Annotated in this window: 4 protein-coding genes; 1 reads left to right on the top strand and 3 read right to left on the bottom strand. The window is 73.9% G+C overall.

Going from position 1 to position 4,476, the window contains the following annotated elements; genetic code table 11:
* Positions 1-100 precede the first annotated feature (100 nt).
* Positions 101-883 (top strand): glucosamine-6-phosphate deaminase, encoded by a 783-nt coding sequence (locus ACFV1W_RS36760; RefSeq protein WP_380421628.1) that lies wholly within the window; start codon positions 101-103, stop codon positions 881-883.
* Between the two features lie 64 nt (positions 884-947).
* Here the strand turns inward: ACFV1W_RS36760 and ACFV1W_RS36755 are convergent, their stop codons facing one another.
* From ACFV1W_RS36755 to ACFV1W_RS36745, 3 genes are all read right to left on the bottom strand, one after another.
* Positions 948-2,078, bottom strand: a complete 1,131-nt coding sequence (locus ACFV1W_RS36755) for an aminotransferase class I/II-fold pyridoxal phosphate-dependent enzyme (RefSeq protein WP_380421627.1) — start codon at positions 2,076-2,078, stop codon at positions 948-950.
* Between the two features lie 7 nt (positions 2,079-2,085).
* Complete coding sequence (locus tag ACFV1W_RS36750) at positions 2,086-2,730, bottom strand: transcriptional regulator (protein ID WP_380421626.1); 645 nt, start codon at positions 2,728-2,730, stop codon at positions 2,086-2,088.
* Between the two features lie 95 nt (positions 2,731-2,825).
* Positions 2,826-4,358 (bottom strand): beta-propeller fold lactonase family protein, encoded by a 1,533-nt coding sequence (locus ACFV1W_RS36745; RefSeq protein ID WP_380421625.1) that lies wholly within the window; start codon positions 4,356-4,358, stop codon positions 2,826-2,828.
* Positions 4,359-4,476 lie beyond the last annotated feature (118 nt).

Here is a 4,476-nt window from a genome sequence, read left to right as displayed (position 1 = left end):
GCACCAGGCCCCGGGGGGACTGGAGGGCCCCGTTCACGGCAAACTGGTCTAGACCTCGAAGGTCTAGACCTCAGCCTCGCCTCAGAACGGTGGACCCAGTATGGAAATCGTGATCGTCCCTGACGCATCAGCGGCCGGCGAAGTCATCGCCGCGGCGATCACCGATCTGCTGACCGACAAGCCCGACGCCCTGCTCGGTGTCGCGACCGGCTCGACCCCGCTGCCGATCTACCGGTCCCTCGCCGCGCGGGTCCGGGACGGCCGCCTGGACGCCTCCCGGGCGCGCATCTGCCAGCTGGACGAGTACGTCGGCCTGCCGGCCGGCCACCTGGAGTCCTACCGCTCGGTGGTGCTGCGCGAGGTCGTCGAACCCCTCGGCCTGACCGAGGACTCCTTCCTGGGACCGGACGGCAACGCGGCCGACATCGCCGCGGCCGCCACCGCCTACGACCGCGCGCTGGCCGAGGCCGGCGGCGTGGACCTCCAGCTGCTCGGCATCGGCACGGACGGCCACATCGGCTTCAACGAGCCCTGCTCCTCGCTCGCCTCCCGGACCCGGATCAAGACCCTGACCCGGCAGACCCGGGTGGACAACGCCCGCTTCTTCGACAGCATCGACGAGGTCCCGCACCACGTCATCACCCAGGGCATCGGCACCATCCTGGAGGCCCGCCACCTGGTCCTGCTGGCCACCGGAGAGGCGAAGGCCGAGGCCGTCGCCCTGGCCGTCGAGGGCCCGCTGGCCGCGGCCGTCCCCGCCTCGGCGCTGCAGTTGCACCCGCACGCCACCGTGGTGGTCGACGAGGCCGCCGCCTCCCGCCTCAAGCTCGCCGACTACTTCCGCGACACCTACGCGGCCAAGCCGGCCTGGCAGAAGCTCTGACCAGTACGGTCACGACCACCGGGGCGTCGATCCTCTGGCCGGCGCCCCGGCGGCGGCGTCTTCGCTACCGCTTGCGCAGCCAGTCGGCGAAGGCCTCAAGGGCGGGGCCGGGGTCGCGGCGGCCGACGCCGATCCGGAAGCGGTCGGTGGGGGTGGGGGTGAGGTCGGAGCGGAACATGCTCGCGGGCATCAGCAGCACGCCGGCCTGTTCGACCAGGGCGGTGCAGAAGTCCTCCACGCCGTCCGGGCCGAGGTAGCGCGGGTAGGCGACGCAGCCACCCTGCGGGGCCCGCCATTCGAAGAGCTCGGGGAACTCGGCGAAGAAGGCGTCGAAGGCCGGCAGGTTCTCGGCGATGATGCCCCGGTTGCGCGCCAGGATCCGCTCGCGGGCGGTGATCGCGATCCGGGCCAGCACCTCGCTGGGCGCCGAGTTGCAGATGGTGGTGTAGTGCTTGGCCCGCTCCAGGCGGGTGCGCAGCACGCGGTCCCGGCAGGCGATCCAGCCGATCCGCAGGCCGGGCAGGCCGAGGGACTTGGAGGTCACGTTGAGCGAGAGGGCCGTCGCGGAGAGGTCGGCGGCCTGCGGCAGGGTGCGGCCCCGGTCGCGTTCCAGGCCGCGGTAGACCTCGTCCGAGAACAGCCGGATGCCGCGCTCCTCGCAGAGTCCGGCCAGGCGCGCGAAGTCGGCGGCGGGGATCAGCGTGCCGGTCGGGTTGTTCGGGAAGTTGACCGAGAGCACCTTGGTGTTCGGCCGCAGTGCCGCCTCGACGGCGTCCAGGTCGAGCGCCCAGTCCTGCCGCTCGTCCAGCGCGACGCCGGTGACCTCGCAGAGGGAGAGCGGGATGGTCTCCGCCGACTGGTAGTTGGGGGTCAGGACCACCGCGTGGTCGCCCGGTTCGAGCAGCACCTGCATGGCGAGGTTGATGCCCTCCTGGGCACCGCCGAAGCAGATCACGTCGTCCGCCTCGACGTGCTCGTACATCCCGGCGATCGCCCGCCGCAGGCCGGGGTCGCCGAAGGTCTCGGTGTAGCCGAGGGCGAGGTTGTCCCAGGCCTCGCGGTCCTCGGGGCCGGCCAGGGCGAGGAGTTCGGCCATCGTCATGGTCTGCGCGTCGGAGGCGGTGAGGTGGTGGCGGGCGGTGAACTCCCAGCGGGTGAAGTAGGTTTCGAGCCGGAAGTCGGGCAGCCGGGTCATCTGTGTCTCAGTCCTTCCTCGGGCCGGCCGGGTGCTTGAGCTCGGCTAGCAGGGCGTAGGCGGTGGAGCGGGAGATCCGCAGTGCGGTGGCGACCGCGGGGACGGCTCGGCGGACGGCGAACACCCCGGCCTCGTCCAGCTCGCGCAGGACGGCGAGCCGGTCATCGCGGGTGAAGCGTTCCAGCGGGCGCCCCTGCGCACGGACGTGGCCGCCGATCACGTCGTTCATCCGTTCCGTCCAGTCGCGTTCGAACAGCGGCTCGGGGCGCGGGGCGGTGGGCGCGGCGAAGTTCGCCAGCAGGGCGGCGGCCTGCTCCAGCGGGCCGCGGTCCAGGTTGACGCAGAGCACCGCCGCGGCCCGGCCGGTCTCGTCCCGCAGTACCGCGCTGACCGAGGAGAGCCGTCGGCCGTCCGGCAGCAGCTTCTCGTACGGCCCGTAGACGTCGGGCGCGGACGGGCCGAGCTGGTCCAGTTCGCCGAGCAGGGACGGGTCTCCGGGAGCGCGGCTGGTCATGGGGTTCCAGATGGCCAGCACCCGGTCGGTGGCGGGGTCGTGCAGCACCACCTCGGCGTAGGGCCCGAGCAGCAGGGCCACCGCGCGGCAGACCGGTGACCAGGTCCGCACGCGCGGATCAGCGGTTTCGGGAGGCATGGATGGACTGTACGTCCGACTCGGACAGTTCGTCCAGAGGTGGGACGGAAGAGCCCCGGCCGGGCGTCCGGCCGGGGCTCTCCGGGTGGGGCCGCTCAGTTACAGGTGATCAGCAGACCGAGCACGGAGGTGCAGCTGCGGCTGTCCTTGCTGGTGGCGGGCGAGGGGTCGGCTGGGGCGCCGGCCGTACGGGCCACCGTGACGCTCCAGGAGGCGAGCACGTTCAGCCCGGCGCCGCCGACGGAGAAGTGCCGGGTGGTGCTCGCGCCCCTGGCGAGCGGGGCGGTCAGGGTGCAGGTGAGCTTGCCCCCGGCGACGCCGCAATCGCCGGAGGTGGTGGCCAGCCCGGCGGGCAGGGCGGCGGTGACGGTGGCCGTCGTGACCGGGTCGGGCCCCTGGCCGGTGAGGGTGACGGTGTAGTCGACCCGGCTCGCGAACAGGCTGGTCACCGGTGTCGCGGCGAGCGCGACGCCCAGGTGGGCGCTGGGCGCGGTGTAGCTGAAGCGGTCGGCGGCGACGGCCGCGCTGGTGCCGCCGGGCGTGGTGACCTGGACGTCCACCGGACCGGTCACCGTGGTGGCCGGGGCGGTGGCGGTGCAGCTGGTCCGGGTGCAGCTGAACGAGGCGGCCGGGCCGGCCGCGCCGAAGGTGACGCCGGTGGCACCGTTCAGGTCGCTGCCGGTGACGGTCACCGTGGTGCCCCCGGTCCCGGACCCGCCGTTCGGACTGATCCCGGTGACCACGGGCACCGGCAGCGGGAGGTTCAGCACGTCGACGGCGTCGCCGGTGAAGTCGGCCAGGTAGCCGCGCCGCCCGTCGGCGCTCAGCGCCAGGGTGTACGGGCCGGCGCCGACCGGCACCGTCGCGGTGACGCTCCGGCTCGCCGCGTCGATCACGCTCAGGGTGTTGTCGCCGTAGTTGGAGACGTACGCGGCGGAGCCGTCCGGGGCGAGGCTGACGGAGTACGGGCCGTTGCCGACAGTGACGGTGCCGAGCAGCCCGGGGGCGCCGGTGTCGAGCACGGCGGCCGTGGTGTCGTCGCCGTCGGCGGCCCACAGCCGGCTTCCGTCGGGGCTGAGTGCCAGGCCGAACGCGCTGTGGCCGACCTGGACGGTGGCGCTCACCGTGCTGCTCACGGTGTCGACCACGTTCACCGCCTTGGCACCGGAGGCCGCGACGTACAGGCGCTTGCCGTCGGGCGAGACCGCGAGCCCGTGCGGCTCGGCGCCGACCGGGATCGTGGCCGTGACGGTGCCGGACGAAGTGTCCAGCACGCTCACCGTGCTGGCTCCGGCGTTGCTGACGTACGCGCGCGTGCCGTCCGGCGACAGGGCCAGACCCCAGGGCTGGACGCCGACCGGGACGGTGGCGGTGACGGTGTTGCTCGCGGTGTCCACGACGCTGACCGCGTTGTCGAGGTGGTGGGTCAGGTAGGCGCGGTGCCCGTCGGGCGAGACGGCGACCGCGTAGGAACCCGTCCCGGCGGTGAAGCTGCCGGTCACCGCCCTGCTCGCGGCGTCCAGGACGCTCACCGTGCCGCTGCTCTGGCTGGTCACGTAGACCCGGGCGCCGTCCGGGGTGAGCGCGACCCCGGCCGGATAGGGCGCCACCGGCACGTGGGCGGCCACGGTCGGCGCGGGCGCCGACGCCTCGGCGGGGGCGGGCTGGGAGAGCAGGGCGGGCGGGGGGGGGGGGGTGGGCCGCCCCCCCCCGCCCCGGGGGCCCGGGGGGGCCCGGGGGGAGGAA

Origin of the sequence: Kitasatospora sp. NPDC059648 (assembly GCF_042734825.1) — a bacterium.
In the GTDB taxonomy this organism is placed as follows: Bacteria; Actinomycetota; Actinomycetes; order Streptomycetales; family Streptomycetaceae; genus Kitasatospora.
This window is presented reverse-complemented; position numbering and strand designations above follow the sequence as displayed.